The organism is Streptomyces collinus Tu 365 (assembly GCF_000444875.1).
GTDB lineage: Bacteria > Actinomycetota > Actinomycetes > Streptomycetales > Streptomycetaceae > Streptomyces > Streptomyces collinus_A.
The window spans coordinates 130,124-157,106 of sequence record NC_021985.1 but is presented as its reverse complement, the minus strand read 5'-3'; the positions used below and the strand labels follow the sequence as shown (position 1 = coordinate 157,106).

General features: G+C 72.2%; 21 protein-coding genes and 4 pseudogenes. 14 read left to right on the top strand and 11 right to left on the bottom strand.

The features are described from left to right. Positions 1–30 precede the first annotated feature (30 nt). Positions 31–489 (bottom strand): DUF6584 family protein, encoded by a 459-nt coding sequence (locus B446_RS00640; RefSeq protein WP_020937459.1) that lies wholly within the window; start codon positions 487–489, stop codon positions 31–33. A gap of 96 nt (positions 490–585) precedes the next feature. Next, positions 586–1,179 carry a TetR/AcrR family transcriptional regulator gene (locus B446_RS00635; protein ID WP_158506723.1) on the bottom strand — a complete coding sequence of 198 codons (594 nt, stop codon included), beginning with the start codon at positions 1,177–1,179 and terminating at the stop codon, positions 586–588. 282 nt (positions 1,180–1,461) lie between these two features. Here B446_RS00635 and B446_RS00630 point away from each other — a divergent pair, with 282 nt between their 5' ends. Then, the gene (locus tag B446_RS00630; protein ID WP_020937457.1) at positions 1,462–2,616 is read left to right on the top strand and encodes an alkane 1-monooxygenase; all 1,155 of its coding nucleotides are present in this window, start codon (positions 1,462–1,464) and stop codon (positions 2,614–2,616) included. A 363-nt stretch (positions 2,617–2,979) separates the two neighbouring features. On the opposite strand, the gene B446_RS00625 is transcribed toward B446_RS00630, so the two are convergent. Beyond that, positions 2,980–3,393, bottom strand: coding sequence for a VOC family protein (locus tag B446_RS00625; protein WP_020937456.1), 414 nt, complete (start codon positions 3,391–3,393; stop codon positions 2,980–2,982). 102 nt (positions 3,394–3,495) lie between these two features. Continuing rightward, positions 3,496–3,846 (bottom strand): MarR family transcriptional regulator, encoded by a 351-nt coding sequence (locus B446_RS00620; RefSeq protein WP_020937455.1) that lies wholly within the window; start codon positions 3,844–3,846, stop codon positions 3,496–3,498. A 222-nt stretch (positions 3,847–4,068) separates the two neighbouring features. Between B446_RS00620 and B446_RS00615 the strand changes: the two genes are divergently transcribed. Beyond that, positions 4,069–4,950, top strand: a complete 882-nt coding sequence (locus B446_RS00615) for a DUF1963 domain-containing protein (RefSeq protein ID WP_043474423.1) — start codon at positions 4,069–4,071, stop codon at positions 4,948–4,950. Positions 4,951–5,001: 51 nt separating this feature from the next. Here B446_RS00615 and B446_RS00610 read toward each other — a convergent pair whose 3' ends face one another. Then, positions 5,002–5,667 (bottom strand): TetR/AcrR family transcriptional regulator, encoded by a 666-nt coding sequence (locus B446_RS00610; RefSeq protein WP_020937453.1) that lies wholly within the window; start codon positions 5,665–5,667, stop codon positions 5,002–5,004. Positions 5,668–5,895: 228 nt separating this feature from the next. On the opposite strand from B446_RS00610, the pseudogene B446_RS00605 reads away from it, so the two are divergent. The 6 genes and pseudogenes from B446_RS00605 to B446_RS38900 all read left to right on the top strand — a co-directional run. After that, a pseudogene (locus tag B446_RS00605) lies at positions 5,896–6,927 on the top strand (DHA2 family efflux MFS transporter permease subunit); the annotation flags it as partial. A 423-nt stretch (positions 6,928–7,350) separates the two neighbouring features. Continuing rightward, the gene (gene mca / locus B446_RS00600; RefSeq protein ID WP_043474420.1) at positions 7,351–8,244 is read left to right on the top strand and encodes a mycothiol conjugate amidase Mca; all 894 of its coding nucleotides are present in this window, start codon (positions 7,351–7,353) and stop codon (positions 8,242–8,244) included. A 57-nt stretch (positions 8,245–8,301) separates the two neighbouring features. Then, complete coding sequence (locus tag B446_RS00595; RefSeq protein WP_020937451.1) at positions 8,302–9,513, top strand: glycosyltransferase; 1,212 nt, start codon at positions 8,302–8,304, stop codon at positions 9,511–9,513. 736 nt (positions 9,514–10,249) lie between these two features. After that, entirely contained in the window at positions 10,250–12,466 is a 2,217-nt protein-coding gene (locus B446_RS00590; RefSeq protein ID WP_020937450.1) for a hypothetical protein, read from the top strand. Continuing rightward, a complete protein-coding gene (locus B446_RS00585; RefSeq protein WP_148305709.1) occupies positions 12,429–13,040 on the top strand; it encodes a hypothetical protein in 612 nt (203 codons plus the stop codon). Before B446_RS00590 ends, B446_RS00585 begins: the two co-directional genes overlap by 38 nt. A 551-nt stretch (positions 13,041–13,591) precedes the next feature. Then, a pseudogene (locus tag B446_RS38900) lies at positions 13,592–13,688 on the top strand. A gap of 54 nt (positions 13,689–13,742) precedes the next feature. Here B446_RS38900 and B446_RS00580 read toward each other — a convergent pair. After that, complete coding sequence (locus tag B446_RS00580; protein WP_043474417.1) at positions 13,743–14,039, bottom strand: hypothetical protein; 297 nt, start codon at positions 14,037–14,039, stop codon at positions 13,743–13,745. Positions 14,040–14,188: 149 nt separating this feature from the next. On the opposite strand from B446_RS00580, the pseudogene B446_RS38895 reads away from it, so the two are divergent. Next, positions 14,189–14,285, top strand: a pseudogene (locus B446_RS38895). A 461-nt stretch (positions 14,286–14,746) separates the two neighbouring features. Here B446_RS38895 and B446_RS00575 read toward each other — a convergent pair. Beyond that, positions 14,747–15,193: a MarR family winged helix-turn-helix transcriptional regulator gene (locus B446_RS00575; RefSeq protein WP_020937447.1), complete on the bottom strand. Its 447-nt coding sequence runs from the start codon at positions 15,191–15,193 to the stop codon at positions 14,747–14,749. 84 nt (positions 15,194–15,277) lie between these two features. On the opposite strand from B446_RS00575, the gene B446_RS00570 reads away from it, so the two are divergent. Together B446_RS00570 and B446_RS00565 are read left to right on the top strand one after the other, a co-directional pair. Continuing rightward, a complete protein-coding gene (locus B446_RS00570; protein WP_020937446.1) occupies positions 15,278–15,967 on the top strand; it encodes a hemerythrin domain-containing protein in 690 nt (229 codons plus the stop codon). A gap of 245 nt (positions 15,968–16,212) precedes the next feature. Then, positions 16,213–17,655: a cellulase family glycosylhydrolase gene (locus B446_RS00565; protein ID WP_020937445.1), complete on the top strand. Its 1,443-nt coding sequence runs from the start codon at positions 16,213–16,215 to the stop codon at positions 17,653–17,655. Positions 17,656–17,839: 184 nt separating this feature from the next. On the opposite strand, the gene B446_RS00560 is transcribed toward B446_RS00565, so the two are convergent. After that, positions 17,840–19,378 (bottom strand): M12 family metallo-peptidase, encoded by a 1,539-nt coding sequence (locus B446_RS00560; protein WP_020937444.1) that lies wholly within the window; start codon positions 19,376–19,378, stop codon positions 17,840–17,842. A gap of 135 nt (positions 19,379–19,513) precedes the next feature. Continuing rightward, positions 19,514–20,986: an exo-alpha-sialidase gene (locus B446_RS00555; RefSeq protein ID WP_020937443.1), complete on the bottom strand. Its 1,473-nt coding sequence runs from the start codon at positions 20,984–20,986 to the stop codon at positions 19,514–19,516. Between the two features lie 357 nt (positions 20,987–21,343). On the opposite strand from B446_RS00555, the pseudogene B446_RS38890 reads away from it, so the two are divergent. Then, positions 21,344–21,440, top strand: a pseudogene (locus B446_RS38890). A 126-nt stretch (positions 21,441–21,566) separates the two neighbouring features. Next, positions 21,567–21,842 carry a DUF3253 domain-containing protein gene (locus tag B446_RS00545; RefSeq protein ID WP_020937441.1) on the top strand — a complete coding sequence of 92 codons (276 nt, stop codon included), beginning with the start codon at positions 21,567–21,569 and terminating at the stop codon, positions 21,840–21,842. 48 nt (positions 21,843–21,890) lie between these two features. Here B446_RS00545 and B446_RS00540 read toward each other — a convergent pair whose 3' ends face one another. Both B446_RS00540 and B446_RS00535 read right to left on the bottom strand, forming a co-directional pair. Then, positions 21,891–23,201, bottom strand: coding sequence for a cytochrome P450 (locus B446_RS00540; RefSeq protein ID WP_020937440.1), 1,311 nt, complete (start codon positions 23,199–23,201; stop codon positions 21,891–21,893). A 72-nt stretch (positions 23,202–23,273) separates the two neighbouring features. Next, positions 23,274–24,320 carry an NlpC/P60 family protein gene (locus B446_RS00535; RefSeq protein WP_043474414.1) on the bottom strand — a complete coding sequence of 349 codons (1,047 nt, stop codon included), beginning with the start codon at positions 24,318–24,320 and terminating at the stop codon, positions 23,274–23,276. A gap of 300 nt (positions 24,321–24,620) precedes the next feature. Here B446_RS00535 and B446_RS00530 point away from each other — a divergent pair, with 300 nt between their 5' ends. Beyond that, the gene (locus tag B446_RS00530; RefSeq protein ID WP_020937438.1) at positions 24,621–26,792 is read left to right on the top strand and encodes a TerD family protein; all 2,172 of its coding nucleotides are present in this window, start codon (positions 24,621–24,623) and stop codon (positions 26,790–26,792) included. The last annotated feature ends 191 nt before the right edge of the window (positions 26,793–26,983 follow it).

The window sequence follows — 26,983 nt, the reverse complement described above, 5'->3', positions numbered from 1 at the left end:
GGTCGCCTCCGCCCCCGCCCACGCCCCGGGTCAGCCGAAGAGGGCGATAAGCCCGTTCACCCAGATCGCGAGGAACACCAGGGCCGCCACCAGGCAGCCGGCGCCCGCCAGCACCCCGCCGGCCGTCAACGGCCCCCAGGGCGCCTCGCGTTCCTCTCCCACGGTGTCCCCGCAGGAGGCGGGCTCGTCCCAGGCGACAGGGTGTCCCCGTTCGACGGCGCAGGCGGCCCGTACCGAGGCCGGCTGCTCCCGGGCGAAGGCGGTGGCCGCTTCCGTCTCGGGGCCGCGCCAGGCCAGTGCCTTCATCCGCCGCCCGGGAGAGGCGTACCGCGCCTCGAAAGCGGTCGTCTCGCCGGCGCCGCGGTCCTCCTCCAGGTACATCCAGCGCCCGGCCTCGGCGGGCTCGCCGTAGAGCCGGTACACCCCGGCCAGACGGCGCCGCAGCGTCAGGTGGTGCGGGAAGGACGACCCCCCGGAACAGGCGGACATGGCGCGACGTCCGTGCGCCGCATCCGCGACAGCGCTCGACGCCGGGCCGGCCTTGTGCGTGCAGGGGGCTGCCGTTCCCCCGTCGCCCGTCTGCGATCACGTCGTCAGTCCGTGCCCGGGCGGGGGTGCGGGCGGCGGCGCGATCCCCAGCACGGCACAGGCCGCTCGGGCCACGCGGGCCGGTGCCGTGCCCGGCTCGGGGGGCGGCAGCAGCATGTGGCTGATGCTGAGCCGCACCAGTAGGTCGGCGGCCTCCGTGCGCCGGTCGTCGTCCACCTGGGGCAGCACGTCGCCCAACCATGCGCACACCAGGGTCCAGGCTCCGGAGAAGACGGGCTCGGGGCGGCTGGTCAGGAAGGGCAGCAGGGCGTCGGTGCCGCCCCTGGCGGCGTTGAGCACCGCTTCGATGAACGGGTTGTGCTCGGCCTGGTCCAGGGCGTGAGCGACGCCTGCCTGCAGGGCGAGGCCCACGTCGGTGCGGTGCCGGTCCAGCACGTCGGCCAGGCCGGTGAGAAAACGCTCGGCCTCCCGGCGCACCAGGGCCTGGCCTATGCCCGCGCGGTCGCCGAACTCGGCGTAGAGAGAGGGGCGGGAGACTTCGGCGCGCTGGGCGAGGTCGGCCACCCGCACCCGGTCCCATCCGCGCTGCGCGGCCAGCGTCCACGCCTCGTCGAGCACCCGTCGGCGCATCTGTGCGCGCCAGGCGACGCGAGGCGGGTCGGGGGGCTGCGCGGAACGCGCCGAGTTCCTCGACTGCTCCGCGCCGACCGGGACTTGACGCTCTGGCCCGCGGGCTTGCTGCATGTGTGAGACCCCACTCCGAATTCTGACGGGTCGTTAGAATATTGACACGGCGCCACCTTTGTCAGCCGCTCGGGCGGGATGCCAGTCTGAGTGCCCCCCACCGCGTGCTTCCGCCTTCACCCGGGCGGGAGAGGCGGAAGCACGCATCCCGACGAAGGAGCCGGTGCCATGAGCCGCGATGCCGACGATGCCCGCTGGCGTGACCCCAAACGTCTGTGGTGGCCCCTGGCGCTCGCCGTTCCCACCCTGCCGTGGCAGGCGGGCGCCCTGGTGCACCTCACGGGTGTCGCCGCGTTGTGGTGGTGGGGGCCGTTCTTCGCCTTCGTTCTGGTACCGCTGTTCGATCTGGTGGCCGGCGTGGACGGCTCCCATCCCCCCGAGGCGGCGATGCGCCGCCTGGAGCAGGACCGCTACTACCGCTGGTGCACCTACCTGTACCTGCCGCTGCAGTTCGCCGCCCTCGTCTGGGCGTGTGGGCAGTGGGCGGGCGGCGGACTCGGCGTGGGCGGGGCGATCGGACTGGCGGCCACGACCGGTGTGGTGGCCGGCGTGGCCATCAACACGGCCCACGAACTGGGCCACAAGCGCGAGCGGCTGGAACGCGGGCTCAGCCGTCTGGCACTCGCCCAGAGCGGTTACGGGCACTTCTACGTCGAGCACAACCACGGCCACCACGTACGCGTGGCCACACCCGAGGACCCCGCCAGCTCCCGCCGGGGGGAGAGCTTCTGGCTGTTCCTGCCGCGGACCGTCCTCGGCAGCGCGCGCTCCGCATGGGTACTGGAGCGGCGCCGCCTCCGGCGGCGCGGGCGGCGCACCTGGAGCCGGCACAACGACGTGCTGTCCGCCTGGGCACTGTCCGCGGCTCTCTTCGGCGTTCTGGGCGCCGTTTTCGGCCCGGCGGTGCTGCCGTGGCTGCTGCTGCAGGCGGTATGCGGGATCGGCCTGCTGGAGTCGGTGAACTACCTGGAGCACTACGGGCTGCTGCGTCAGCGGCGGGCGGACGGCCGCTATGAGCGGGTCACCCCCCGGCACAGCTGGAACAGCGACAACACGGTCAGCAACCTCTTCCTCTTCCAGCTCCAGCGGCACTCCGACCACCACGCCAACCCGCTGCGCCGCTACCAGACCCTGCGTCACTTCGACGAGGCCCCGCAACTGCCCGCCGGCTACGCCGCCATGATCGTTCTGGCGTGGGTGCCGCCGCTGTGGCGCCGGGTGATGGATCCGCGGCTGCTGGCCCACTACGGCGGCGACGCGCGTTTGACCCACACCCGTCCGGCGCCGGGGCCCGCCGGGCCCCTCCGCGCGCCGTCACGGTAGGGCGCGTGGTCGGGGGCCGGCTGCGGGGGAAGCCGCCGCACCCTGGGTGGTTCCGTCGGTGCCGCATCCCGCCGGACGCTCGCCTGCCCGTGCGGCCCGCGGCTGACGACGACTCGCCGGCCTGCCGGTGGCCCCCGCCCCGGCCGCAGCCGCACTCGTGGCGAAGGTGAGCGGGAGACGCGGGCCGTCTTCGTAGGGGGTCGCCCGGGCCGTGGACCCGCGATGTCCAGCTGCCTATGAGCGCACTGCGCGCCCACCCCACCGGCCGTCGCCGCCGCCACGCAGGTGGCTCGAAGCCGGGAACGGCCCCAGGGGGAGGCGTCCCCCGGCCGACGCAGACCGGCATGCCGGGGCGGTCGCCAACTACCGCGCCGGCCCGGGCCGGTAGGTTCCCGCACTCCATTCATGGCCCTGCGGGTCCACAACGCGGGCCCGTCGGCCGCCCCACGGCGTGTCCTCGGGAATGACGACGCCCCGTGCCCCGGCAGCGACGGCGCGCCGGTACCAGCCGTCGACGTCGGCGGCGTCAGGCATCCACAGGTACAGGCCGCTGCCGCTGCTGACACCGTGCAACGGGGCCACCGTGGACGCCCGGTCGGCACCTGCGATCATCAGCGCGACGTCGCCCATGCAGACTTCGGCGTGCACGATGGTCCCGTCAGGTCCGATCCGGCGTGCGGTGGTCTCGAATCCGGTGGCCGTCAGCCAGTCCAGGGCCGCCGCGGCGTCGTCGTAGCTGAGGTAGGCGTGCAGTCGTGCGCGCGGTGTGCCGGCCATGGTCGCTCCTGCTGTCTGCTTGCTTGTCCTGATGCGCCGCGCGTTTGCACCGGCGGGTGCGGGTCGCCTGCGGCTCATGCCGCGGGCGGCTGAGGCCAGTGGTCACAGCAGCCCCCGCAGGCTGCCGGTCCGGGCTGGTCCGTCCTCCTCGTCGTCGCCGCGCTGATGAGGAGGGAAGATGTCGAGCAGTTCCCGGACGGACAGATGAGCCTCCGCCGGGTGATGGAGCATGCCGTCCAGGCGGAGCGTGTAACGCGTGCGGCGTCCCCTGCGCTCCCGGCTCAGGTAGTCAGCGTGCTCCAGGTCGGCGACAATGCTCTGCACGGTGCGTTCGGCGATGTGGCAGTGGGCGGCGATGTCACGCAGACGGATGCCAGGGTCCCGCGCGATGGCCAGGAGCACGTGGGCGTGGCTGGTGAGAAACCCCCACCTTCTGCCGTGATCGTTCACCATGTCCCGCCTCGCGTGATGCCCAAAGGAGGCTCAGGCGCCGTCGGCCCTGCCCCTCGACCTCTCCTTCGGCTCCTACCGGCGCACCGGATGCAACGGCGGGCGACAGCGCGATGTCCGAGCGGACCAGGCATGCGACGCGTGCGGGCGGGATTGCGGTGCGCCCACCGGGAGGGACTGGCCGGTGAGGCCAGTCAGTGAGGTCCGGGGTGCTCTACTCGTCGCATGAATTCACCGGACCCCAGGGGCCCGCAGGCCATGCTCCCCGCACTGCGGGATTTCTGCGCCGAGCAAGTCGACGCGGAGGTCGCCGCACGGATCACCGAGCTCGCCCGGCCAGGGTTCGCCCTGACCCCGGCCGGGCCCGGCGAGGCGGCGGGGAACAGCCGTTTCGGCGGCAGGGCGTTGCTCGAGCCCGGCATACCCTGGCCGGCCTGCGACGGCTTCCCGCTGAGCCTGCACGCCGTCCTGGACACCGATCCGCTGGCCCCCTGGCTCGACGGCCTCTTCCCGCCGGGGACCGGCCTGCTCAACTTCTTCTACCTCGACACCCAGAGCGAACAGACCCACCCCGACGCCTGGGACCCGTACGGCAGGTACGGCTTTCGCACCGAGCGGGCGCTGGGCTGTGTGCTCCCGGCTCGTTCCGCACAGGCCGTCGAGGTGGACCCGCCCGCCCGCGCCAGCGTCTTCGAGCCGATCCCATGGGCGGCAACCTACGGGCTCCTGCTTCCCCACGCCTTCGATCCCGTGTGGGGGACGGTGGACCTTGGGCCCGAGCTCGACGAGAAGACCTGCGGCGGCAGCTTCGTGTTCCTGGAGGAGGTATTCCCCCGATGGTCCGACCGGCCGCCCGGCGTGATCGAGCCCCCGGGCCCCGAAGACCGCGTGGACCTCGCCTTCGGTCGGCATCAGGGCACCACAGGCAACGGGCCGCACCTGCCGGCCGGCGCCGACCCGAACGACTACCACCACCTGCTCCAACTGACCGGGAACGACCAGTGGAACATGGGCGGCGACGGCGGCACTCTGCACTGGGCGATGCCCACCGCGGCACTGCACGTCGGCGACTTCAGCCAGGCCGTCCCCACCCCGGACCTGTCCTGACCACGCGAAGAGGAAGTCCGCATCGAGTGCTGGTGGCGCAATCCCGCCCGACTACCCCTCCCGCCGGCAGTAGTCGCCCAGGACGGGCTCCAGCAGGCCGAAGGCCGTGCCGGCCAGCTCGGTGACCTCCTCGCGCAGCTGCGCCGCCGGGGCCGCGGCACGGCACAGGGCCCGCATGCGGCGCCACAACACCCGGTGGGCGCCCGCGAGCTGAGCCGCGCTCAGGTGCGCCACGGGATCCTGCGGATCGGCCTGTGCCGCGTGAGCCAGGGCCGCGGCGAGCGCCGCCTCGCGCTGCTCGTCCATCTCCCGCTCGCGGGCCCGCAGCCGCGGGCTGTCGTGCACGAGCCGGGCGAAGCCGGGTGTGCAGCGCCCGTTGACCACGTGCGGCCGCTCGAGGGAGGAGACGAAGACGCGGTGCAGGGCGTGCAGCGCGGACTCTCCCGCCGCGCGTTCGCGCACCACCCGGGCGAGGCTGTCCACGACGCCCTCGTGGGCGTCGAAGACGAGGTCCTCCTTGAGCGGGAAGTAGTTGCTGACCGTCATCTTCGAGACGTCGGCGGCCTCGGCGATCTCGGCGATCGTCACGTTCTCGAAGCCGCGCTCGATGAACATCAGCGTCGCGACATGGGCCAGCCGTTCACGGGTCTCGCGCTTCTTGCGCCCTCGCCGGCCCTCATCCGGAACCGCCGCCTGGGTCGTCCGCACCTCGGTCATGCCCCCATCCTACCCACCCGATGGAGTCATCATAAATATTGGGTTGACTAAAGATTTGGTCCGACCTAAATTCATTCCCGGTTCGGCCGTCCGTCCCTCCGGCCGGCCGTCCGTTCACGACAACACCCCCGCACAGGAGGCCCCTTGGACCCCGCGCTCGCCCGCCGCGACCCCGCACCCCGCTTATCGCCGGAGCGCCTGGACGCGGCCCTGGTCCGGCTCGGCTCGGTGCTGGTCCTGGGCGCCGTGCTCGCCCAGCTCGACGCGACGATCGTCACCGTCGGCCTCGGCCCGATGGCCGACGGCCTGGGCACCTCCCTGGCCACCGTGCAGTGGGTCAGCGCCGGATACCTGCTCGCCGTCGCCTTCGTCGCCCCGCTCTCGGGCTGGCTGCAGACGAGGTACGGCGGCAAACGCGTCTGGCTCGCCTCCGTCGCCCTGTTCCTCACCGCCTCCGCGCTCAGCGGCCTGGCCTGGTCCGGCACCTCGCTCATCGCCTTCAGGCTGCTGCAGGGCGTCGGCGGCGGCCTGATGCAGCCCGTCGGCCAGTCCCTGGCCGCCCGGCACGCGGGCCCGCAGCGCATCGGACGGCTGGTCGGCATCATCACCGTGCCGGTCTCCCTCGCACCGATCCTCGGCCCCGTCCTCGGCGGCGCCCTCCTGCAAGGGGCGGGCTGGCGCTGGCTGTTCCTCGTCAACGTCCCCCTCGCACTCATCGCACTGGCCCTCGCGGCCCGCATCGTCCCCTGCGACACCGGCACACGCGACACCTCCGCACGCCCCGACGGCATCGGCCTGGCCCTGCTGCCCACCGGACTCGCCGCCCTCGTCTACGGCCTGGCCCAGTACGGGCAGGACCCCGGCCCCGGCCCCGCCCAGGGCGTGACCCTCACCGCCGGCGCCGTCCTCCTGGCCGGGTACGCCGCGCACGCGCTGCGCACCCGCCGTACCCCACTGCTCGACCTCAGGCTCTTCGCGGGCCGCGGGTTCACCCTGGCCGCCATCAACACCTTCCTGCTCGGCGCCGCCCTGTACTCGTCGATGCTGCTGCTGCCGCTGTACTTCATGCAGGTCAAGGGAGCGAGCGCGCTCCAGGCCGGCCTGATGCTCGCCCCCCAGGCGCTCGGCAGCGCCCTGATCACCCCGCTCGCCGGCCGGCTCACCGACCGACACGGGCCGCGCACCGTCGTCCTCGCGGGCATCACGCTCACCGTCCTCGGCACCCTCCTCTTCGCCCTGGACGGCGGCACACCCGGCGAACTCCTGCCCGCGGCAGCCCTGTTCGTGCGGGGCGTCGGACTCGGGGCCGTCCTGCCCCCCCAACGTGGCCGCGACCTACACCTGCGTCGACCGCAGCCGGGCACCGGCCGCCACCAGCGCCCGCACCGTCCTCAACCGCGTCGGAGGATCCGTGGGCACCGCCCTGCTCGCCGCCCTCCTGCACAGCGCCCTCGCCGGCACCGCGGCACACGGCGCCACCGCCGAGAGCGCCTACGCCCACACCTTCCGCTGGGCCCTGGCCCTCGGCGCGCTCACCCTCCTGCCCGCGGCCCGCTACCCCCGCCGCGCCCCCGGCAAGGACTGACCCCCCGCCCCCCGGCAAGGGGACCGCCCACGGCCCCGCCACCACCCCCTTGTCCCTCCTCTCCACCCCCCACCGACCAGCCGTCCAGGAGAACTCCCATGACCAAACCCACCTCACTCCCGCGCACCGGACTGCGCCTGATGGCCGTGCACGCCCACCCGGACGACGAGTCGAGCAAGGGCGCGGCCACCCTCGCCCGCTACCGGGCCGAAGGCGCGGACGTCCTGGTCGCCACCATGACCGGCGGCGAGCGCGGCGACGTCCTGAACCCGGCCATGGACCGCCCCGAGGTGCGGGCCGACCTGCCCCGGCTGCGCCGCCTGGAGATGGAACGGGCCCGCAAGATCCTGGGCGTGCGCCAGGAGTTCCTCGGCTTCACCGACTCCGGACTGCCCCGCGACGGCGAGCCGCTGCCCGAGGACTGCTTCGCCGTGCAGCCGCTCCACCGCGCCGCCCGCCCGCTGGTCGCCGCCATGCGCGCCTTCCGCCCGCACGTCGTCGTCACCTACGACGAGAACGGCGGCTACCCGCACCCCGACCACATCAAGACCCACCAGGTCTGCGTCGAGGCGTTCGACACGGCCGGCGACCCCGGCCGCCACCCGGGCACCGGCGCGCCCTGGCAGCCGCTGAAGCTCTACTACACCCGCGCCTTCAGCAAGGCCTACTTCCAGGCCCTCTACGACGCCATGACGGCCGCCGGTCTCCACTCGCCGCACGGCGAGGTGCTCAAGGAACTCCAGGGGGTGGAGGAGAAGTGGGAGATCACCACACGGGTGGAGTGCGCCGCGTGGTTCCCGACCCGGCTGCGCGCGCTGCTCGCCCACGAGACCCAGGTCGACCCCGACGGCCCCGAGCGGTCCTGCCCGCTGGAGATCGAGCAGCGGGCCTGGCCCACCGAGGACTACCACCTCGCACGCAGCCTCGTCGACACCGACCTGCCGGAGGACGACCTGTTCACGGGCATCACCCGTAAGACCCGTAAGGCCTGAGCCCGGCGGACACAGGCGGGGAGGCGACGGTGCCCGGCGGGCGAGGACAATCGCCCCATGCGGATTCTGATCATCACCGCCGGCTCCCGGGGAGACGTCGCGCCCTACACGGGCCTGGGGCGGCGCCTGCGGGACGCGGGCCACCAGGTCACCGTCGCGGCCCACCCCTCCTTCGAGGCACTCGTCGCCGGCTGCGGCCTGCACCACCGGCCGATGCCGGGAGACCCGCAACAGCTCATCCGGGACTGGGCCCGGGCCACATCGCGGGAGGAGACCCGCGCACTGACGCGGGCATACGCCGACGGGCTCGCCGACGGAGTGGCCCAGGCCGTCGCCGGCGGAGCCGACCTGCTGCTCACAGCCCAGGGTCCGGCACCGCTCAGCCGCACCGCCGGCGAAGCCTTCGGCGTCCCCGTCATCGGCACCTACCTCGTCCCGGCCCTCGCCACCGCACGGTTCCCGCTGCCCAACGCCCACAGCACCGACGACCTGGGCGCCGAGGGCAACCTCGCCGCCGGCCGCGACGTGCTCAAACGCGCGGAAGGCGTCTTCGTGGGCGCCGTCACCGCACTGCGCACCCGCCTCGGCCTCCCGGCCGGGCCCCCGGCCCCGGCGGACGTCCGCCCCGTCTTCCACGGCTACAGCCCGCTGGTGGTGCCGCGCCCCGAGGACTGGCCGTCCTGGGCCCACGTGGCGGGCTACTGGTGGCCCGCGCGACCGGACGGCTGGCACCCGCCGGCCGAACTGGCCGACTTCCTCCAGGCCGGCCCGCCCCCGGTGTTCCTCGGATTCGGCAGCATGGCCGTGGGCCAGGGAGAACGGCTCGGCGAACTGGTGTCCGCCGCGGTGAAACGGGCCGGCGTGCGCGCGGTGGTGCAGGCGGGCTGGGCCGGGGTGAGCGGCCACGGCACCGACGTCCTGGCCGTCGGCGACGTCCCGCACGACTGGCTGTTCCCGCGCACCGCCGCCGTCGTCCACCACGCCGGGGCGGGCACCACCGCGGCCGGACTACGGGCCGGCGTACCCGCCGTACCGGTCCCCGTCATGGCCGACCAGCCGTTCTGGGCGGCCCGCCTGTACAAACTGGGAGTCGCCCCGCGCACGATCCCGTTCCCCGACCTCACCGCCGAAGCCCTCGGCGACGCGATCACGGCCTGCGTGTCCGAACCGTCCCACCACCGCCGCGCGGCCGAACTCGCCCACGCCCTCGCCGCCGAGGACGGCACCGCCCCCCTGCTCGCCCACCTCGCCTCACACACCGCCGGCTGAACCCAGCGGCTCAGCCCCCGGACCCCCACACCGCGAAGTCCGTCACCATGCGGTAACCGGTCCGTTGGTACAGGGCGTTGCTCTGGGATTGGCGAGATCGGTGTACAGGAGCACCTGGGCCGCCCCGCCCGCCCACGGCGGCGCGGCTCACCTCCGCTGTCACCGCGCCGCGTAGCCGCCGCCGCGCAGCTGCGCGGGCGTGTACACCGGAGCCGCCCGCACCTGGCCCGCCGACGCGGGGGCGCCCCGGCCGTGGAGACAGGCTCGCCGGCCGGGCTCTTCCGGCGGGTGACACCGCCCTGGGCGAGGCGGGCGTCGGCCCACGGACCCGCCCCCTGACCGGCACGCGGCCTTGCCCGTCCTCGCTGCGCCCCGCGATCCACCGGCTGTGGCGAAGGGGCCGTGAGGGTGTCCGGATGAGCGTCTCATGGGCCGAAGCGAGTGGCTACTGACTGGTAACTAAAGGGTCAACGGAACCTTCTTGTCGTGTATGGATCAAGTAAAGCCGCCTTGGCTGAAGCTCAGGGGAGGCTCAGCAAGCAGTGTCCTCATATCGGACGCACAGGCTTCAAATGCGGACATGCTGTGAGCGGAATCGGAATTGAATGATCCGATTGTGCCGGTGAGCTGGTGTTTCTGTCGTGGTTCGATATGCGGCGACGCGAGCAATGACCACAGCTCGCCTGCACATTGGGGGGAACCAATGTCTTCAGTCGCACAACGGCGCGGTACCACCGTGGCCGTTCAGGTGCTGAGCACGATCGTGCTCGCCGCCGGCCTGGCAACTGCCCCGCAGACCCTGACCTCCGGCCACGCGGCTTTCGCGGCCGACGCCACCTGCACCACCTTCTCGGTGCCCACCTACGTCTTCGAACCCGCCGGCAGCAGCACCGTCGCCGGCAAGCGGGTCCTGCACAAGTACATGGAGTGGGGCCCGAAGAGCGCGGACACCGACCTGCTGGACACGCAGTACACGGCCACCTTGCCCGCGACGAGCAAGGTGTTCACCGGCGGCGGCAACGGCATCCTCTACGAGGCCACCACCGGCGGCCAGGTCAAGACCTACAAGGACGGCACCGCGACTGGCGGTTCGCTGCTTACCCCGGTCAAGACCTACAGCCTCAACTGGTCCTCGGCCAAGTGGATCCTGACCAACGGCACCCGCATCCTGGTGATCGGCTCCGACGGCACCACGGACGTCTACAGCCAGTCCAACCCGGCCACCGGCGACGGCACGATCACCAAGATCATGGACAACCTGAAGACGTCCGTCACCACCTCGCTCGCCGCCGCCGACGACGCCTGGATGGTCAACTCGGCTGTTCAGTGGCTCACGGACGGCAAGGTCCAGCAGAGCACCATCAGCAACCTGCCTCCCGGCATCGGGAGCACCCCTCCGGGCATCCGGCTGGAAACACCCACCACCGTCGCCACCGGCATCGACGCGGCCCAGGCGTGGGCACCCGGCCCGAACGCCCTGAGCACGCAGTCGGTCACCAGCGACCCCGACACCACCGGCCAGGTCCGCTCCTACACCACCGGCCCGCTGACCACCGCGGACGACGACGTCCGCTCGGGCATCGTCGGCGAGGTCATGGCGGACGCCGGGCCGTGCCTGGCGGACCCTGACCCCAACGTCGCTCCGTACTTCGGCAGCCCGGCTGACGACTCCGGCGTCGAGGCGGCATCCGACTCCAGCGACGACCCGGCACCGGCCCCCTCCAGGGTGGTCACCGGCAAGTTCACCCTGGGCAACGGTCAGCCCGCGCCGGGCCTGCCGGTCACCATCCTCGCCAGCGACGTCGGCCAGGACGCTACTGGCCAGGTGAACGAGGCCGCCCTGGGTACCACCACCACCGCCAGTGACGGCACCTGGTCGCTGACCCTGCCCGAGACGCTGCCGGCCGAGGTGCAGAAGGCCAGGGACGACAATGGCGGAGTCCTGAACATCCAGGCCGTCGCCTCCGGCTCCACGAGCGCCGGCGTGTCCATGCTCGGTCTGGACGCGCTCACCGCCGTGACCGGCTCCGCGTCCCAGGGCGCGGTCGCCGCCGCAGCGGACGACGACCACACCGTCAAGCTCGTGCCCGACACCGTCACCGAGTCCACGCCGGACAGCTTCGCCGCCGCCACCGACGCACAAACCTACGCCGCCCGCGTCGAGGCCGACCCGCAGCTCGTTGACGCGGACACTCCGCTGTGGCAGAGCGATCACAGCACCCTGGCCGCCGACTACAACCCCTACCTCGTGGACGGCAAGGACGTCAGCGACGACGTGGTCAAGCCCGAAATCGACCACCTCACCTGTGACTGGTGGAAGTTCCACGTCAGCGACAGCACCAAATACACGGTGGTCGGCGAGGCGCACGCCGGCTGGGACACCAAGGCCACCTTCGAATACTCGGACTCCATGAGCAGCAGCTTCGAGATCGCCTACAAGGCCGGAAGCCACTGGACCATCAGCGGGTCGAAGGAACTGTCGGGCAGCACCGGTGTATCGGTGGGCTTCTACAGCAAGGGACCGCACTACGCCCACCAGTACAAGGTGCCGATCAAGTACACCAAGTGGAAGCACCAGTACATCTGCAACGGCATCGTTCGCGAGACCCATTACACGATCGAAGCAGCCCGATACAACGTCCCTTCCGGCGGCGCGGTAGGCAAGGTCGGCAAGGACGTCTCCTCCAAGGACGGCACCTCCAACTACAACCGCTCTCCCAAGAGTTACCGGTCGTACATAGAGCCTGGCAACGGGGCCGGGCTGACCCATGGCAGCAGTGTCAAGTTCGGCGGTGCGGTCAGCGTCTTCGGTGTGTCACTCGGTGACAAGACCGGTTACGACTCCAATCACACACAGCGCATCGTGGCCTTGAACAAGTCTGGTAAGCACTACATATGGGGTAAGAACGGCAGGTATGGCAGTCACCATGAGGGCGTCCTCTACTCCAAGTAGGAAGCGGCTGCCGCTGGCGGTCGCTGCCGCGGTGGCCACACTCACCGCCCTGTGGGTCCTCTTCGCCCCGGGCATCCGGCATGTCGGTGTCGATGCCGAAGGCCATGCCCTGGACGGCAACCTGCAGTCGGGCATGTTCGTCTTCAATGATCATGCTCAGATCGGCAGCGAGTACTGGGTGGCCCTCCCACCGGTGTCCAACACCAGCAAGAAGCCGCTGATGCTGCTCGACGCGAAGATCACCCACGTGCCGAAAGGGTTGAAGGTCGTCGAATACCGTGCGGTCAGCGCAAAGGACACCGAGGGGCATGCACTGATCATTTCCACAGGCGGGAAACACGGTATGCCCGACCTGGCGAAGCTCCACGACTATGCCGGGCAGCCGATCGAGGTGAAATCGAAGACGGAGTCGGACTTCTACTACTCGGCTCGTGTCCGGGTCACCGGCCGCGTACATGAGAACCTCACCGGATGCCGCTTTTGGTACCGGCAAGGATCCACCAAGTATCACCAGGATCTGGGGTGCACCACCGAGATCCGGCTCGGCCCCCACTCAAGATCCAGAATTGAGTAACCGGGCCTGTCTTCCGCCCAGCCGACGTTGTCGCCGTAGCGGCGCAGGCGTGTCTTTGCCGGACACGCCTGCGCGACCGCAGAGGCAGCCGTCGTGGGAACCGGCGCCCTCCCGCTGGGCTGCCGGCCGAACGGCGGGGCACGGAGCGCACCCCGACACACCCGAGGGCAACCCCCTCCACGCCGACGTCTGGCGGTGTCGCGGCCTGGTTAACCGCGGACGGGGCTAACGCCCTGCTGTTTCCTTCGTTGCAGCTGGGCAGAACTGCCGCCAGCGGCCCGCTTCTGACCCGTGGAGGCGGGCCTCCACATCCACGCACATCCGCCGGTTCGACGACGAACTCTCCGCCGTGGCCGCAGCCTGTCAGGGCCGTGGCGCTCGAGGAGGTCAGGCCTGGGGCCTGGTCCACGACCGCCACAGCCTCCCGTTCAGCACGACCGCGAGATCAGTGACCGCAGAAGGGCCGTCGTGTCAGCGTGCTGTCAGCGCATCCTGCGACAGTTGTTCTCGTGAACGGCGCAGGGGGGCAAGGACCCCGGGGCCGGACACGGGGAGAGGTGCCCGGAGTGGTTGATCGGGGACCAGCGAGCTCGCCTCAAGGTCGGGCCCCCTCGGGGGCCCACGCAGGTTCGAATCCTGCCCTCTCCGCAACACCGATCTCCGCAGCGCCGATCGTGCAGGAGACCGCGGACCCGCTGATGATCACTCGCTGTCCCCGGCATCGCGGCCGCCCGCAGGGTCCGCCACGAACGCACTCAGCCGATAAGTGGTCGGCTGCACCAGACGGCCGCACAGCACGTCGATCCGGAGCACCGATTCATCGCCCGGTAGGGCATCCCGCATCTCCCCGGCCCGCAGACGGCGCATATACGCCTGCCACTCCGCCTCGTCCCGGGTCTCGAAGACCACGTCCCACCGCCCCGCGCCCACCGCGTCACGAGCCGCGAGCTGCCGTCTCGCGGCCTCCTGCCGCCGCTTCCTCTTCCGCTGTCCTGGCACCGGCCCAGAATCGGCGACCGGTGCCGGCACGGCAAGGCGAATAGCACCCACCCCTGAGGGGCCGTCGTGTCAGCGTGCTGTCAGCGCATCCTGCGACAGTTGTTCTCGTGAACGGCGCAGGGGGGCAAGGACCCCGGGGCCGGACACGGGGAGAGGTGCCCGGAGTGGTTGATCGGGGACCAATGAGCTCGCCTCACGGTCGGGCCCCCTCGGGGGCCCACGCAGGTTCGAATCCTGCCCTCTCCGCAACACGGTGATGCCTCCGGGTACGCGATGAGCACCACCGATCCCCCGGGGCAGGGCCCGCGCCGTCCGGCCCGCACAGCACGGCCCGCACAGCGCCGCCCCGACCGCACGACACGGTCCAGCCCCCGCACCCCCGACCCCGCGGCAGGGCCCAACCCCCGCGCCCCGACGCCCCTTGCATCCCGCTGCACCAGGTCCGTCAGACCGTAGGGCTGACGGGACGTCGTTGCGAAGACGGCCGGGCTGGTGACCCGCCGCCCGGGCCCGGCAGGGTGTTGGCGCATTGCGAAGTGACGACCCGTCACCAAGACGAGTCCGGGCGCGGCTGCCGCGGCCGCCGCGGTCGCGACATACGGCCCGGCTCGCACCCGGGCGTCCCGGGAGGTGAGAAGTGGTGGCGCCCTCCGGCGGGGGAGGGGGCGGCCCTGCGGGTCGCCTGCGGGCTCGGGCGGGGGGCCGCTCTAGCGCCTGCCCACCTCCCCCTCCTGGCGGTCGAGTTCGCTCAGCAGGCGGCGCAGCGATGCCCTGGTGGCGCGGATCTCCTCGTCGGGGATGGCCGCGAAGAGGGTGCGGTGCAGGGCTTCGGCCCTGGCGGTGACGCGGTCGAGCGCCTGCCTGCCGCGCGGGGTGAGCGTCAGCAGGGGGGAGCCGCGGTGGTCCGGGTTGGGCTCGTAGGCGGCGAGTTCGAGGGAGGTCAGGTCGTTGGCGACGCGCTGGACGTTCTGGCGGCTGACGCCGAGGCGGCGCGCGGCCTGCGGGACGGTGAGCGGGTCGTCGGAGACGACGCTGAGGACCTGCCACCGGGCCTGGGTGAGGCCCTCCGCGGCGGCGGTCCGCTCGCCGAGGCGGCGCAGGGCGCCGGCCGCCTCGAAGACGTCGGCGACCAGTCGTGCTGTCTCGTCCGGCATCGCACCCGACCTCTCTTGACAACATATTGCTAGCAAGACAATGTGTTGTCATAGTACCGGATCGGCCACCCCGAAGGACAGACCATGCCCAAGATCGACCTCTACCGGAACGTCCACATGGGACAGCGCGCGCGGCTGTTCACCCTCGCCACCGAACTCGGCGCCGCGGACATCACCCACGGCGCGGCCGCCGCCGAACAGGCGGAGCGCTGCCTGGCCATGACGCGCGAACTGCGCGAGCACGCCGACCACGAGGACACCTTCATCCACCGGCTCCTGCGTGAACGGGCCCCCGAGGCGGCCGACGCGCTGGACGCCGAGCACATCCGCCTCGACGCCGCCTTCACCACCCTCGACGAGCAGGCACGCGCCCTGCCCACCACCCCCGCCGAGGCCCTGCCGGAAGCCCAGCACGCGCTCTACCTCGCCCTGAACGAGGTCATCAGCGCCTACCTCGCCCACCTCCACCTGGAGGAGACGGTCGCCATGCCGGCCCTGTGGCAGTACGCCGCCGACGCCGAGCTCGGAGCCGTCTTCACCGCCTTCCGCGCCTCCCGCAGCCCCGAGGAAGCACTCGGCGACCTGCGCCGGATGCTGCCCGCACTGCCCCCGGCCGTACGCGCGGCGATCATGCGCGGGACCGTCGAGGCGGCACCGGCCCAGGAAGCCGACCTCCTCGCCGCGGCCACCACCACCCTCAGCCCCGGCCAGCGCCGACGGCTGTACGAGGACCTCGCCGCGCCCCAGACCCCGGCGCTCGAGGGCCGGCCCTGACAAGCGGCCTCCTGCCCAGGCAAGCCGCACCCACCGCGGGCACCCGCCCACCCGGCCGCGGAAACATCACCCGAGCCGGACCCCGAACCGGACCCCGAACCGGACCCATGCCGGACCCGTGCCGGACGCGTGCCGGACGGGCCGGACCCCGGGCCGGCCCCCGGGCAGGCAGGGCCCTTGAACAGTGGTGCGGCGGCTGGTGGGATGCGCGGCACGAACGGACACCGCCAAACCGGAGGTTCACCGTGCTGCGAGCATCACTGAGGGCCGGCGCGGTCACCGCCGCGCTGCTCATCTGCGCCACGACCGCCACCGCCACGAACACCCTCACCGCCGCCGCCGTCGCGCCCACCGCCACCGTCGTCACCGCCTCCGCCTTACCGGGGGCCGGGAGCAGCGGGCCGGACATACCCCGGCTCACCGACCGGCAGGGCCGCGTCCTCACCCTGCGCGGCTGGAACATCGAGGACAAGACCCACCGGGGCGAGCAGGCGCTGACCGGCATCACCGAGCGCCATCTGCGCGACCTGCGGGCCCAGGGCTTCGACTTCGCCCGGCTGCTGGTCTTCTGGGACGACCTGGAACCGCGGCCGGGACGCTACAGCGAAAGCTACTTGCGAAAGATCGGGCGCATCCTGGACTGGGCCGACCGCTACGGCGTGCAGGTCGTGATCGACGCCCACCAGGACGTCTTCGGCCCGGCCTTCGGCCACCGCGGCATCCCCGCGTGGGCGACCAGGACGGACGGGCTGCCGTTCACCGCGCACCCGGACGACTGGTTCGCCGAGTACTTCGAGCCCGCCGTGCAGCGCGCCTTCACCCACCTCTACGAGGACCGGGACCTGCGCGACGCCCAGGCGCGGATGTGGCGCACCCTCGCCGCCCGCTTCGCCCGCCATCCGGCCGTCCTGGGCTACGACCTGATCAACGAGCCGATGGGCGAGGCGCGTTCGGGGGAGGACCTGGCGACGGCGGCCCGCCGGATCGAACGCGATCAGCTGACCCCGATGTACAACCGCCTTGTCCGCGCGGTGCGTTCGGCCGACCGGGACGCCTGGGTGTTCGTCGAGCCCACCCCGATCGTCGGCGAGGGCGTACCGACCGGCCTGGGCCGCGTTCAGGACCCGCGCGTGGTGTACGCGCCGCACTTCTACGACTCCGCCATGGAGGCGGGCGCCGACTACGACCCCGGCGCCGGCTGGATCGGGGCGTACGAGCGGGCCGTCACCGCCTACCCCGAGCGGTACCGGGTGCCGGTCGTCGTGGGCGAGTGGGGGCCGCCCGACAGCAGCCTGCCGCACATGAACCGGTTCTACCGTGACGCCATGGCCTCGCTGGGCCGCTACGCCTCCGGCTGGGCGGGCTACGTCTGGTGTTACGGGGGCGGTTACTGCGCGGTCGACGACGCCGGCGCCTTCCGGCCCAACAAGGAGCTGGCCGTCGAGCCGTACGCGGAGGATGTCGCGGGCCGGGCCGTCTCCGCGTCGTACGACCCCGGGCGGGGCGTGTACCACCTGGCGTACCGCGCGGCCTCGCGGGGCTCGCGGGTGACCGTGCTGTCCGTGCCGCCGGGCAGCTGGCGGGTCACGGCCACGGGCGGCGCGAGCGTCGTGCGCGGGCCGGACGGGCGGGCCCGGGTGCTGGCCGCCCCCGGCAGCAGGGTGACGGTCACGATCGAACGCGGCTGACACGGCGCGGCACGGCCGACGCGGCGCGGCACCCGAGTAACCACGGCCGACGCGGCACGGCACCCGAGCAACCACGGCCGACGCGGCGCGGCACCCGAGCAACCGCGAACCGCGAACGGCGAAGGGCCGGACCGGACGGCTCCGGTGCGGCCCTTCGCGCGCTCCTGGCGCCTTGCGGCTACGGCTACGGAACCCGGGCGAACAGCGCGTTGATGGTCCGGTTCGCGTTCATGGTGAGCTGGTAGCTCGGGTTGTTCCCCTCCAGCTCGATGCCGTCGACCGCCCAGGCGTCGAACCGGTAGCCGGGGTTGGCCACGGCGGTGACGGTGACCTGCGTACCGGGGTCGTACGGGCCGTACTCGCTGACCCGGACCGTGCCGCCGCCCTCGGGGTCGTGGGACAGGGTCAGGGAGTGGCGGTTGGTCACCAGGGAGGCGCGGTAGGCGGCCACGGTGTCGACGGTCTGGCGGGCGAAGGCGGCGTTGTTGTTGTTGGCATTGCCCAGGGCCTCGCCGTTCCAGGTGCGCTCGGTGTTGGAGTAGGCGTTGACCACGTTGCACGCGACCGGGCAGGCGCTGGAGTAGGCCATGAGCGTGCGGTGCTGCCCGCCGGCGGTGACGAAGCCGTAGTTGAACGTGCCCGCGGGGGTGGTCCCGCCCTGACTCGTGACCGTCCGGCGGTCGTGCTTGAGGCCGAAGTTGTGGCCGATCTCGTGCGCGAGGTTCTCCCACGCGGTGATGGACCCGAGGCTGGTGACCGAGAACGCGGCGTTGGAGGTCGTCGAGGCCGGCGCCGGGTCGGGCAGGTCCGCCGCCCCGGAGCTGTCCTCGAACGGGACGGCGGCCACCAGCGCCACCAGGTCGGCGCCGTAGCGCTGGCGCTGGGCGGAGGCGGTGGAGCCGAGGGTCAGGTTCGCGGGGTTGCTGATCATGGACAGCAGCGTGTTCACGTTCTCGCGGGGGACGTTGGTGGCCGCCGTCTGGTACGTGTGGACGACGTGCACGCTGGCCGGCACGCCGCTGAAGGCGAGCGCCCGGTTGAGCTGGTTGACGCCGTAGGTGATGCTGGAGCGGACCGACTCGGCGCTGCCGACGGTGGCGACGGTGGCCGGGGTGTAGGCGACGACGACGTCGATGGCGGCCGGGTCGTTGGGCGTGGCCCGCACAGCGGCAGCGGCGGCCCTCGAACCGTACGGCTTCGCGGGGATGGTGACGGTGTCGACACCGCGCCCGCTGGGCGGCAGCTTGAGGGTGTTGATCTCCTGCAGCAGGTACTTGTCCGGGCACTTGGGCACCGGCTGGTACGAGTAGTCGCGGAAGCCGTCGGTGACGACGCCGGAGAGGTTCACCGGCCCCTTCTTCTTGGCGCAGGCCCCCAGGACGGTCACCGAGATGGTGTGCTGCGCGTTCTTCGGGTCATGGCCGCTCCAGAACACCGAGCCGTCCGCACGCAGGCTCTTGAAGTCCTGCACGGCGGTGAAGCCCTTGCTGTGCTTGAAGAGCGGGAACGTGACGCGCTCGGGCTTGCCCTGCTTGGACTTGCACAGCGAACGGAACGCCTTGGCGTCCGTGTACTGCTCGGCGGAGCGCACCACCCAGGGCTCGTGCTTGCCGCCGCCCGCATGCGTGCCGGCCGAGGCGGCGGGTGCGGTCAGGGCGACGGACAGGGTCGCGGTGAAGGCGGTCGCCGCGGCACAGGCGACGAGTGAGAAGCGAGGGCGCATGGGGGAGGTTGGCCTCTCAAGTGGGGGTTTTCGCCTTGTATCCCGTGGCGGCGATCACACCATGCCGGGATGTCCGTTCCGCACGGCCGACCGGGCAGCGAGATCACCCGAACTGTCGCGGCACCCCCGCTCCGGTCACCAGGTGCGGAAACTTCCGCTGTACACGTCCGTGCGGTTGTGCGGGGCGCCGGAGTGCGTCTGGGTGAGCACCGCCCGCACTCCCTTGCCAGCCGCCGCCAGGCCCTGGTAGTCGCCGAGGAAGTAGCCGCCGGCGAACGGCGCACGCAGCCAGTCGAAGACGGGTGAGATGCGCCGCTCCGTGCGGTGCCTGGGGTCCCCGTGCGGCCAGGTGGCGAGCTGGTAGGCGGTGGGCAGGGTGGTGGTGTCGCCCGGCTTGAGGAAACGCAGGTCGTAGTAGGTGAGCGCGACCGTGCCCCGTTCGTCGACCGCGATCGACGGGGAGAAAGCCGGCACCCCCTTCGGGCTGACCGCCTCGGGTGCCCGCCAGGTGCGTCCGCCGTCGGTGGAGCGCACCAGCTGCACGGAGTCGAACCTGCCGCCGGAGAAGTCCGAGCCCTCGTAGGCCATGTACAGCGCACCGGTGCGGGCGTCGACGGCCGGGCTGGGCAGGGTGGACCCGGCGCGCAGCAGCTTGGCGGGGTCGTTGGGGTCGACCTCGGGGACGGAGGTGTCCCGGGCCACGGTGACCGGGGCGCTCCAGGTCCGTCCGGCGTCGCGGGAGGTGACCATGGCGTAGTGGGCTTCGACGACGGTGTTCAGGTCGTCGGAGTAGGTGAGCGAGTCGTAGAAGTCGTGCAGGGTGCCGGTGCGCCGGTCGACGACGATGACGTGCCCGATGGTCTGGGTGTTGGGCACGGCGTCGGTGCGGACGAACCGCAGGGCCCTGCTCCAGGTGCGGCCGCCGTCGCGGGTGAGGGAGAGGTATCCCGGGCCGTCGAGCGAGCTGGGGCCGGGCGGGTCGTTGTCGAGGCGGTCCCAGACCTGGTAGGCGGTGCCCTTGCGGACCGGGTCGGCGGTGATCGAGGGCTTGTCGTTGAAGAACGGCTGCTCGTCGACGTGCGTGGTGGTGAGGTTTCGCCAGGTGCGGCCGCCGTCGCGGGAGGTGGCGGCCAGGAGGGCGTTGCGGGTGCTCCTCGTGAAGTCGATGCCCTCCCCACTGGCGTAGACGGTGCCGTCCGCTCCGGTGCTCACCCAGGGGTCGGAGGCCCGTTCGAAGTTGGCGCCGCCGGGGGCGCACCGGCTGAACGGCAGTGTGCTGCGGTGGAAGGTGCGGCCGTTCGTGCTCCAGGCGGCCGCCAGGCCGCGGGCGCCGCCGTCACTCCAGCGGTCCTGCTGGAACACGGTGACCACCCGCCTGGCATCCCGCGGGTCGACGGACAGGTACGGCTCGACCTCGGTGCCCGGGTAGACGACGCTGTCGGGGGACCGCGCGCCGATGGTGCACCTGGCGTACGGGTCACCGGGGGAGACCTTCACCAGCGGCGAGCCGCCGAAGCCGTGGTCCGCCGCGGCGGGAGCCGCGCCGGCGAGCGTGGCGAGCAGCAGCGCGCCGGTGGTGACGGCGCTCAGGGGCAGCAGGACGCGCATACGGGATCTCCTCCGGGCCCGGCGGCCGGGCTACGCGACCGCCGTGGTCGGGGCGGCCTGGGGCACACGGAGGACGCACCGGAACACCGGCACACCGGCAGACCGGAAGACGGGGATGGGAGCGACTCCGCTTGATCCTTCTCGGCGCCGCGGCCGGCGCTCTTGATCGGCCGAAGGACGGAGTCCTCGCCCAGGCCGGCCCCGGCGGGCCGGCGTGCGCCGTCGGGGAGCTGGCCCAGTTCGTGCACCACCATGCCGTGAGGGACCGGACGGGCGCGTCAGCGTGCTGTCAGCGCATCCTGCGACAGTTGTTCTCGTGAACGGCGCAAGGGGGCAAGACCCCGGGGCCGGACACGGGGAGAGGTGCCCGGAGTGGTTGATCGGGGACCAGCGAGCTCGCCTCACGGTCGGGCCCCCTCGGGGGCCCACGCAGGTTCGAATCCTGCCCTCTCCGCAACACGAATCTGCCTTCGGCACGCGAGGTACGCCGGGGACCGGCCCGAACGGGCCGACGGTCCGCCGCCGTCCCGTCCCGTTTCGTCCTGCCCCGCCCCGCGGCCGCGGGGCCACACTGGAGGACGTGACGGAGACGGACCGGCAGCTCGCCCGGCGACTGGAGCGGGTCATCGTGGACCTGCTGGAGCGCCGTGCCGCGACCGCTTCGATCTGTCCGTCCGACGCCGCGCGCGAGGCCTACGAGGGGGACGGCGAGGGCTGGCGGGACCTGATGGAACCGGCCCGCCGGGCGGCCTGGCGGCTGGTGGCGGCCGGCGAGGTCGAGGTGACCCAGGCCGGGCGGCCCGTCACCGAGGACGAGGTGCACGGCCCCGTACGCATCCGCCGAGCACGCCGGTAGCGGCACCCCGGTTCCGGGCGCCTGGGGCCCGGAACCGTGGACCGACGGCTACCACGTCACCGGCAGCTCCAGGGGGAAGCGCCGGATGGTCTCCGTGTCCCAGCGCAGCTCGCTGCTGGGCACGGCCAGGCGCAACCCGGGGAAGCGGGTGAGCAGGGCGCCGAGGGCCACCTGGAGTTCCTCCATGGCGAGCGGGGCGGCGACGCAGTGGTGTCCGCCCCAGCCGAACGTCATGTGGGGGCGGGAGGGGCGGTCGGGATCGAACGCGTGCGGTCGCGCGAAGACCTCGGGATCGCGGTTGGCGGTCAGGTAGGACACGTGGACGAAGTCGCCGGCGCGCACCAGGGTCCCGTCGATCTCGACGTCGGCCAGCGCCAGGCGCGGGATGCCGACGCCCTTGCGGAAGGGGATGATGCGCAGCAGTTCGTCGAGCACCTCGGGCAGCCGCTCGGGGTGTGCGACGAGGAGGTCCCACCAGTGCGGCTGGGTGAGCAGGGTGTAGCTGATGTTGCTGATCTGGCAGGTGGCCGTGTCGTTGCCGCTGAGCAGCAGCGTCATCGCCAGTACGGCCAGTTCGTCGTCGCTGAGCGGCTCGTCCGAAGCGGCGGCCAGGGTGCTGATGAGGTCCTCGCCCGGCCGGTCGCGCCGCTGGCGCACCAGACGGCCGAAGTAGGCGCGCAGATGGCGCTTGGCGTCGGCCGACTCCTGCTTCTGGCCGGGCGCGGTGGTCAGCATCCGGTGGGTGTACTCCAGCAGGAGGGCGCGGTCGGCCCGGTCCACGTCCAGCAGTTCGCAGATGGTGTGGTGCGGCAGCTTCAGGGACAGGTGCGTCACCAGGTCGGCGGGCGGGCCGTGGGCGGCCATCTCGTCCAGGAGCGCGCCGGTCACCTGCTCGATGGCCGGCCGCATGCGCCGTACCCGGGGCTTGGTGAACGCCTGCGTCACCGCTCTGCGCAGACGCTGGCTTTCGGGCGGGTCGATGACGTTGATCGATTCGGGTGAGACGATCGGCTCCGGCGTCAGTCTCGGGTAGTCCCGGCCGACGATGGCCGCCCGGCTCAGGCGGGGATCGGTCGTCACCTGCTGCACCCCGTTGTAACTGGTGACCAGCCAGGCCTCGCTGTCGCCGTGGGGGAGGCGGACGCGGGTCACCGGGCCCTGCTCCATGAGGTCGGCGAGCGCGGGATCGAACGCGAGGTCCTCGCTGAAGTCGAAAGGACAGCCGATCGCGTCGGTGCCGCTCCGCTCGGGGCCCTGCCCGCGGTCCGCCCCGCTGTCCGGCCCGCGGTCCGCCCCGCGGTCCGGACAGCCGGACGGACGCCGACCGGAATCCGGGCATGCCGTCTCATCTTCGGGCATTCGTTCCATATTCGTCATTTTGTAGTGGGTGGTCGTCCCCTGCACCCCCAGCCCGCTCCGGGAGGCGGCCCGTCAGACGCGGACGCCGAACATGAACGGCCCGCCGATGGTGTCCATCGACTCGTAGCGGACGACCGTGCCGGTACGGGGGGCGTGCAGGATCTGCCCGTTGCCCGCGTACAGGCCCACGTGGTGCAGGTCGTTGAAGAAGAAGACCAGGTCGCCCACCTGGAGCCGGCTGCGGGTGAGCCGGGTCCCGATGCCCGACTGCGCCTCGGAGGTGCGCGGTATGAAGACGTCGGCCTGGGCGTAGGCCCAGGAGGTGAGCCCTGAGCAGTCGTACGAGGACGGGCCGGTGGCGCCGCGGACGTAGGGCTTGCCGAGCTGGCTCCGGGCGGCCGCGAACGCGGCGGCGGCCCGGCCGGTCGCGGGGGCGTGGTGACCGATGTCCGCCCGCTCGGCGGAGGAGCGGCCGGCGCGCCGCTGCTCGGCGTCGAGGGCCGCCTTCTCCCGGGCGGTCAGGGTGTTCAGCAGCTTCTGCGCCTCGGCGAGCTTGCCCTGCACCTCCTTCTTCCTGTCGCCCAGCTCGGCGCGGGTGGAGGCCAGGTCCTTGAGCTTCTCGGCGGCTTCGGTGCGCTGCTGGGCGAGTTCGCGCTGCTTGTCCTGGATCTTCTTCAGTGCCTGGACCTGCCGGCCGCTCAACTGGTCGAGCGTGGAGGCCTTGTCGAGGAAGTCGTCCGGGGCGGAGGAGAGCAGGAGCTGCACCGAGGGGTCGATGCCCCCGGAGCGGTACTGGGCGGAGGCCAGTGAACCCAGGCCCTCGCGCAGCTTGTTCAGCTCCTGCCGGCCGCGGGCGACGCCGTCCTGGATCGTGGAGATCTGCTTCTGCAGCTTCTGCTGCTTCTCGTGGGCCCCGTTGTACTTCTCGGTGGCCTGCTCGGCCTGTTCGTAGAGATGGTCGACCTTCGCCTTCACCTCGTTCTTGTCGTTCTTGCCGAGCTTCTCGCCCGGGGCCGCGTGGGCGGCGTTCGCGCTCAGCGCGACGGCGGCGGCGGCCGCGGTGGTCAGCACGCTCACGCGCGTGCGGCTCGGTTGTTTGGGCCGACGATGGGACGTCACGGAATCGGACTCCTGTTCCTTCGATCACCGGCCGAGACGCCGGTGGCCTGAGCGGGGGGTGGTCCTGCACACGAGCGGGGGAGGGGCATGCCGAAAAAGAGGGGGAGTGGTCGGCGCCCCCCGGTCACCGGAGAGTGGATCACGGGCCTTCGGAGGGAGACCATGCAGAACTACCGGCAGAAGTAGCCCCTTGCCCCGGCACGGACCCCGGGCACCGGCCCCGGCCGTGCCCGGGCACCGCGTCGGCGCGGGTGAGAAACCCCTGTGCGCCGCTCCGCACACCTCTGCGATCATCCCCGGATGGCGCACCGTCTCGCATCGCTGGTCATCCGGCACACCCACCGCCTCCCCTCTCCCCAGAGCCCGACCGGGGAAGGGGCCGTCGCCGCGCGGCAGTTCGACGCGGCGCTGACGTCCGTGGGCTTCAAGCTTTCGGCGGAACTGCTGGAGCGGCTGTCGGGGCTGTCCGAGGCCGCGGTCGTGGACACCGCCCGGCAGACGCTGGCCACCGTGCGCGAGATGGTGGGCGACCACGTCCGGCACAACGTGTACTTCATCGACTTCCCGGCGAACGTGCCGGACACCGAAGAGTTCTGGATGCGCTGCCTGGCGCAGGCGCTCGGCGACGAACAGGCCCGCGAGAACGTGCTCACCCGGCTGGGCCGCGGGGTGCTGGACCTGCTCAGCCTCCCCGCCTACGGCCGCTACCAGCACACCTACGAGGACATGCGCGCGGCACAGGACGAACTGGTCGCCTCCGCGGGCGACCGGATCACCGTCCTGCACCTGGGCCGCGACCTGGACGACGAACTCACCGACCTGTACCTGGCCCTGGCCGGCAGCACGACCCCGCTGGGCGAGGACGACCTGCGCGACCTCAGGACGCTCGCCGGGCGGTGCGCGACGGGCCCCCAGCCGCAGGCGATCCCGGTCCGGGAGAACCGGGCGGTCGTCAACGAGGCCCGGCTCGGCGCCGGCGCCGGCCTCCTCCTCGACACCGTCACCGACGTGCTGCGGCTGGCCTGCGCACTGTCGGGCGGCGACGTGACACTCAAGGAGCCGACCCGGTTCACGGCGCTGGGCCGGCCGGTGCGCCGCGCGCTGCTCGCGGGGCTCGACGCCGTCGTCGCGGCGAACCCCGCCAAGCTCGCCGACGTGCACACCCACCGCGAGCCGTTCAAGCGGCTCGGCGAGCGCCTGCACCCGCACGAGTACCCGCGCTGGCCGCACGCCGCCGACGTCTTCGCGGTCGCGCGCGGCGAACAGCGGGCCCCCTCCTTCGACAGCCGGCTGGAGAAGCTGCTCGACGAGGCGGACATCCGCGGCGCGGCGAAGCTGCTGACCTCCGCCCCCGGCAAGCTGTTCCGCGCCCTGGACCTCCTGCTGCGCAGCGCCGCCGGCCAGGAGGAGCGCGACGCGGTGGTCGCCGCCGCCGTGCGCAGTGCTCCCGACGTCTCCGGCCGGGTCCTGCTCTCGGTGCGCGAGCACCTGCACAACCGGGCACGCGAGAGCGGCGAGCCCCGCATCTTCGTCAACCTTCGGGGCCGCGCCTGGGTCAGCCCCGACGCCCGCGCGCCGCTGCCGGCCGCCGACCGCGACCGCCTGATCACCGCCCTCGACACCGAGATACGCCGCCGCCTCCCCACGCCGGACCGGCTGCTGCTCGACCCCGACGTCCTCGACGTCGCGCTTCCGCTCAGCGGCCGGGCCACCGCGCCCGGACTCGGCGTCCTGCCGCGCGGTTCGGTCTGCGCGGTCGACGGCGAACGCCTGCGCTTCTTCGTGTACTGGAAGGAGAGTGAGGAGCGCACCGACTACGACCTGTCGGCGCTGCTCCTGCACGCCGACTACAGCACCGACTCCTGGCTCTCCTACACCTCCCTGACCGCCGTCGGCGGCCGGCATTCCGGGGATATCACCGAAGCACCCGAGGGCGCCTCGGAGTTCATCGACCTGTCCCTGGACCGCGTGCGCGGCACCTTCATCGTCCCGCAGGTCAACATCTACGCCGGCGAGGGCTTCGAGGAGGTCGAGGAGTCGTTCTTCGGCTACATGCTGCGCGACGGCGCACAGAAGGGCCGGCCGTTCGAGCCGCGCACGGTGCGGATGAAGTCGGAGCTGCGCGGGACGGGCCGGGTGGCGCTGCCGCTGGTATTCCAGCGCACCGAGAAGGGCCGGTGGCGCGCGAAGTGGCTGCACCTGTACCTGAGGGGCATCTCCTCGGCCAATAGGGTCGAGGAGAACCAGGTGTCCGTGTCGAAGGTGGTGCGCGCCCTCGTGGAACGCGAGCAGCTCACCGTGGGCTACCTGGCCGGCCTGATGGCCGGGGACACCACGAGCGTGGACCTGTGGGACGGCGAGACGGTCCCGGAGGGGCCCGTGACGTACATCGGCCTGGAGCGGCCCGAGGGGCTGCACCCGGACTCGCGGGTCATCACCTGCGGAAACCTGCGCGACGTGATCCCCGCCTGACTGCTAGCGTGAGCCGCACGGCGAGGCCATGAAGGGGCTTCCTTCTCCACTTCCTGTAAAGAAACGAGTTCCTTCGCTTTCCTCGCCGCCCGCTTCGACCGGGAGGCACCCCGCAAGGGATGCCTCCCGGTTTTCGTGTGTGCCGGTGCCCCGGCGGCCGGGCGCTCACCCCGGGGCCGGAGCCGGGGCCG

Coding starts and splice junctions, on each gene's coding strand:
- B446_RS00640 (WP_020937459.1), bottom strand. CDS start 489: ATGTCCGCCTGTTCCGGGGGGTCGTCCTTCCCGCACCACCTGACGCTG.
- B446_RS00635 (WP_158506723.1), bottom strand. CDS start 1,179: ATGCGCCGACGGGTGCTCGACGAGGCGTGGACGCTGGCCGCGCAGCGC.
- B446_RS00630 (WP_020937457.1), top strand. CDS start 1,462: ATGAGCCGCGATGCCGACGATGCCCGCTGGCGTGACCCCAAACGTCTG.
- B446_RS00625 (WP_020937456.1), bottom strand. CDS start 3,393: ATGGCCGGCACACCGCGCGCACGACTGCACGCCTACCTCAGCTACGAC.
- B446_RS00620 (WP_020937455.1), bottom strand. CDS start 3,846: ATGGTGAACGATCACGGCAGAAGGTGGGGGTTTCTCACCAGCCACGCC.
- B446_RS00615 (WP_043474423.1), top strand. CDS start 4,069: ATGAATTCACCGGACCCCAGGGGCCCGCAGGCCATGCTCCCCGCACTG.
- B446_RS00610 (WP_020937453.1), bottom strand. CDS start 5,667: ATGACCGAGGTGCGGACGACCCAGGCGGCGGTTCCGGATGAGGGCCGG.
- mca (WP_043474420.1), top strand. CDS start 7,351: ATGACCAAACCCACCTCACTCCCGCGCACCGGACTGCGCCTGATGGCC.
- B446_RS00595 (WP_020937451.1), top strand. CDS start 8,302: ATGCGGATTCTGATCATCACCGCCGGCTCCCGGGGAGACGTCGCGCCC.
- B446_RS00585 (WP_148305709.1), top strand. CDS start 12,429: ATGGCAGTCACCATGAGGGCGTCCTCTACTCCAAGTAGGAAGCGGCTG.
- B446_RS00575 (WP_020937447.1), bottom strand. CDS start 15,193: ATGCCGGACGAGACAGCACGACTGGTCGCCGACGTCTTCGAGGCGGCC.
- B446_RS00570 (WP_020937446.1), top strand. CDS start 15,278: ATGCCCAAGATCGACCTCTACCGGAACGTCCACATGGGACAGCGCGCG.
- B446_RS00560 (WP_020937444.1), bottom strand. CDS start 19,378: ATGCGCCCTCGCTTCTCACTCGTCGCCTGTGCCGCGGCGACCGCCTTC.
- B446_RS00555 (WP_020937443.1), bottom strand. CDS start 20,986: ATGCGCGTCCTGCTGCCCCTGAGCGCCGTCACCACCGGCGCGCTGCTG.
- B446_RS00540 (WP_020937440.1), bottom strand. CDS start 23,201: ATGCCCGAAGATGAGACGGCATGCCCGGATTCCGGTCGGCGTCCGTCC.
- B446_RS00530 (WP_020937438.1), top strand. CDS start 24,621: ATGGCGCACCGTCTCGCATCGCTGGTCATCCGGCACACCCACCGCCTC.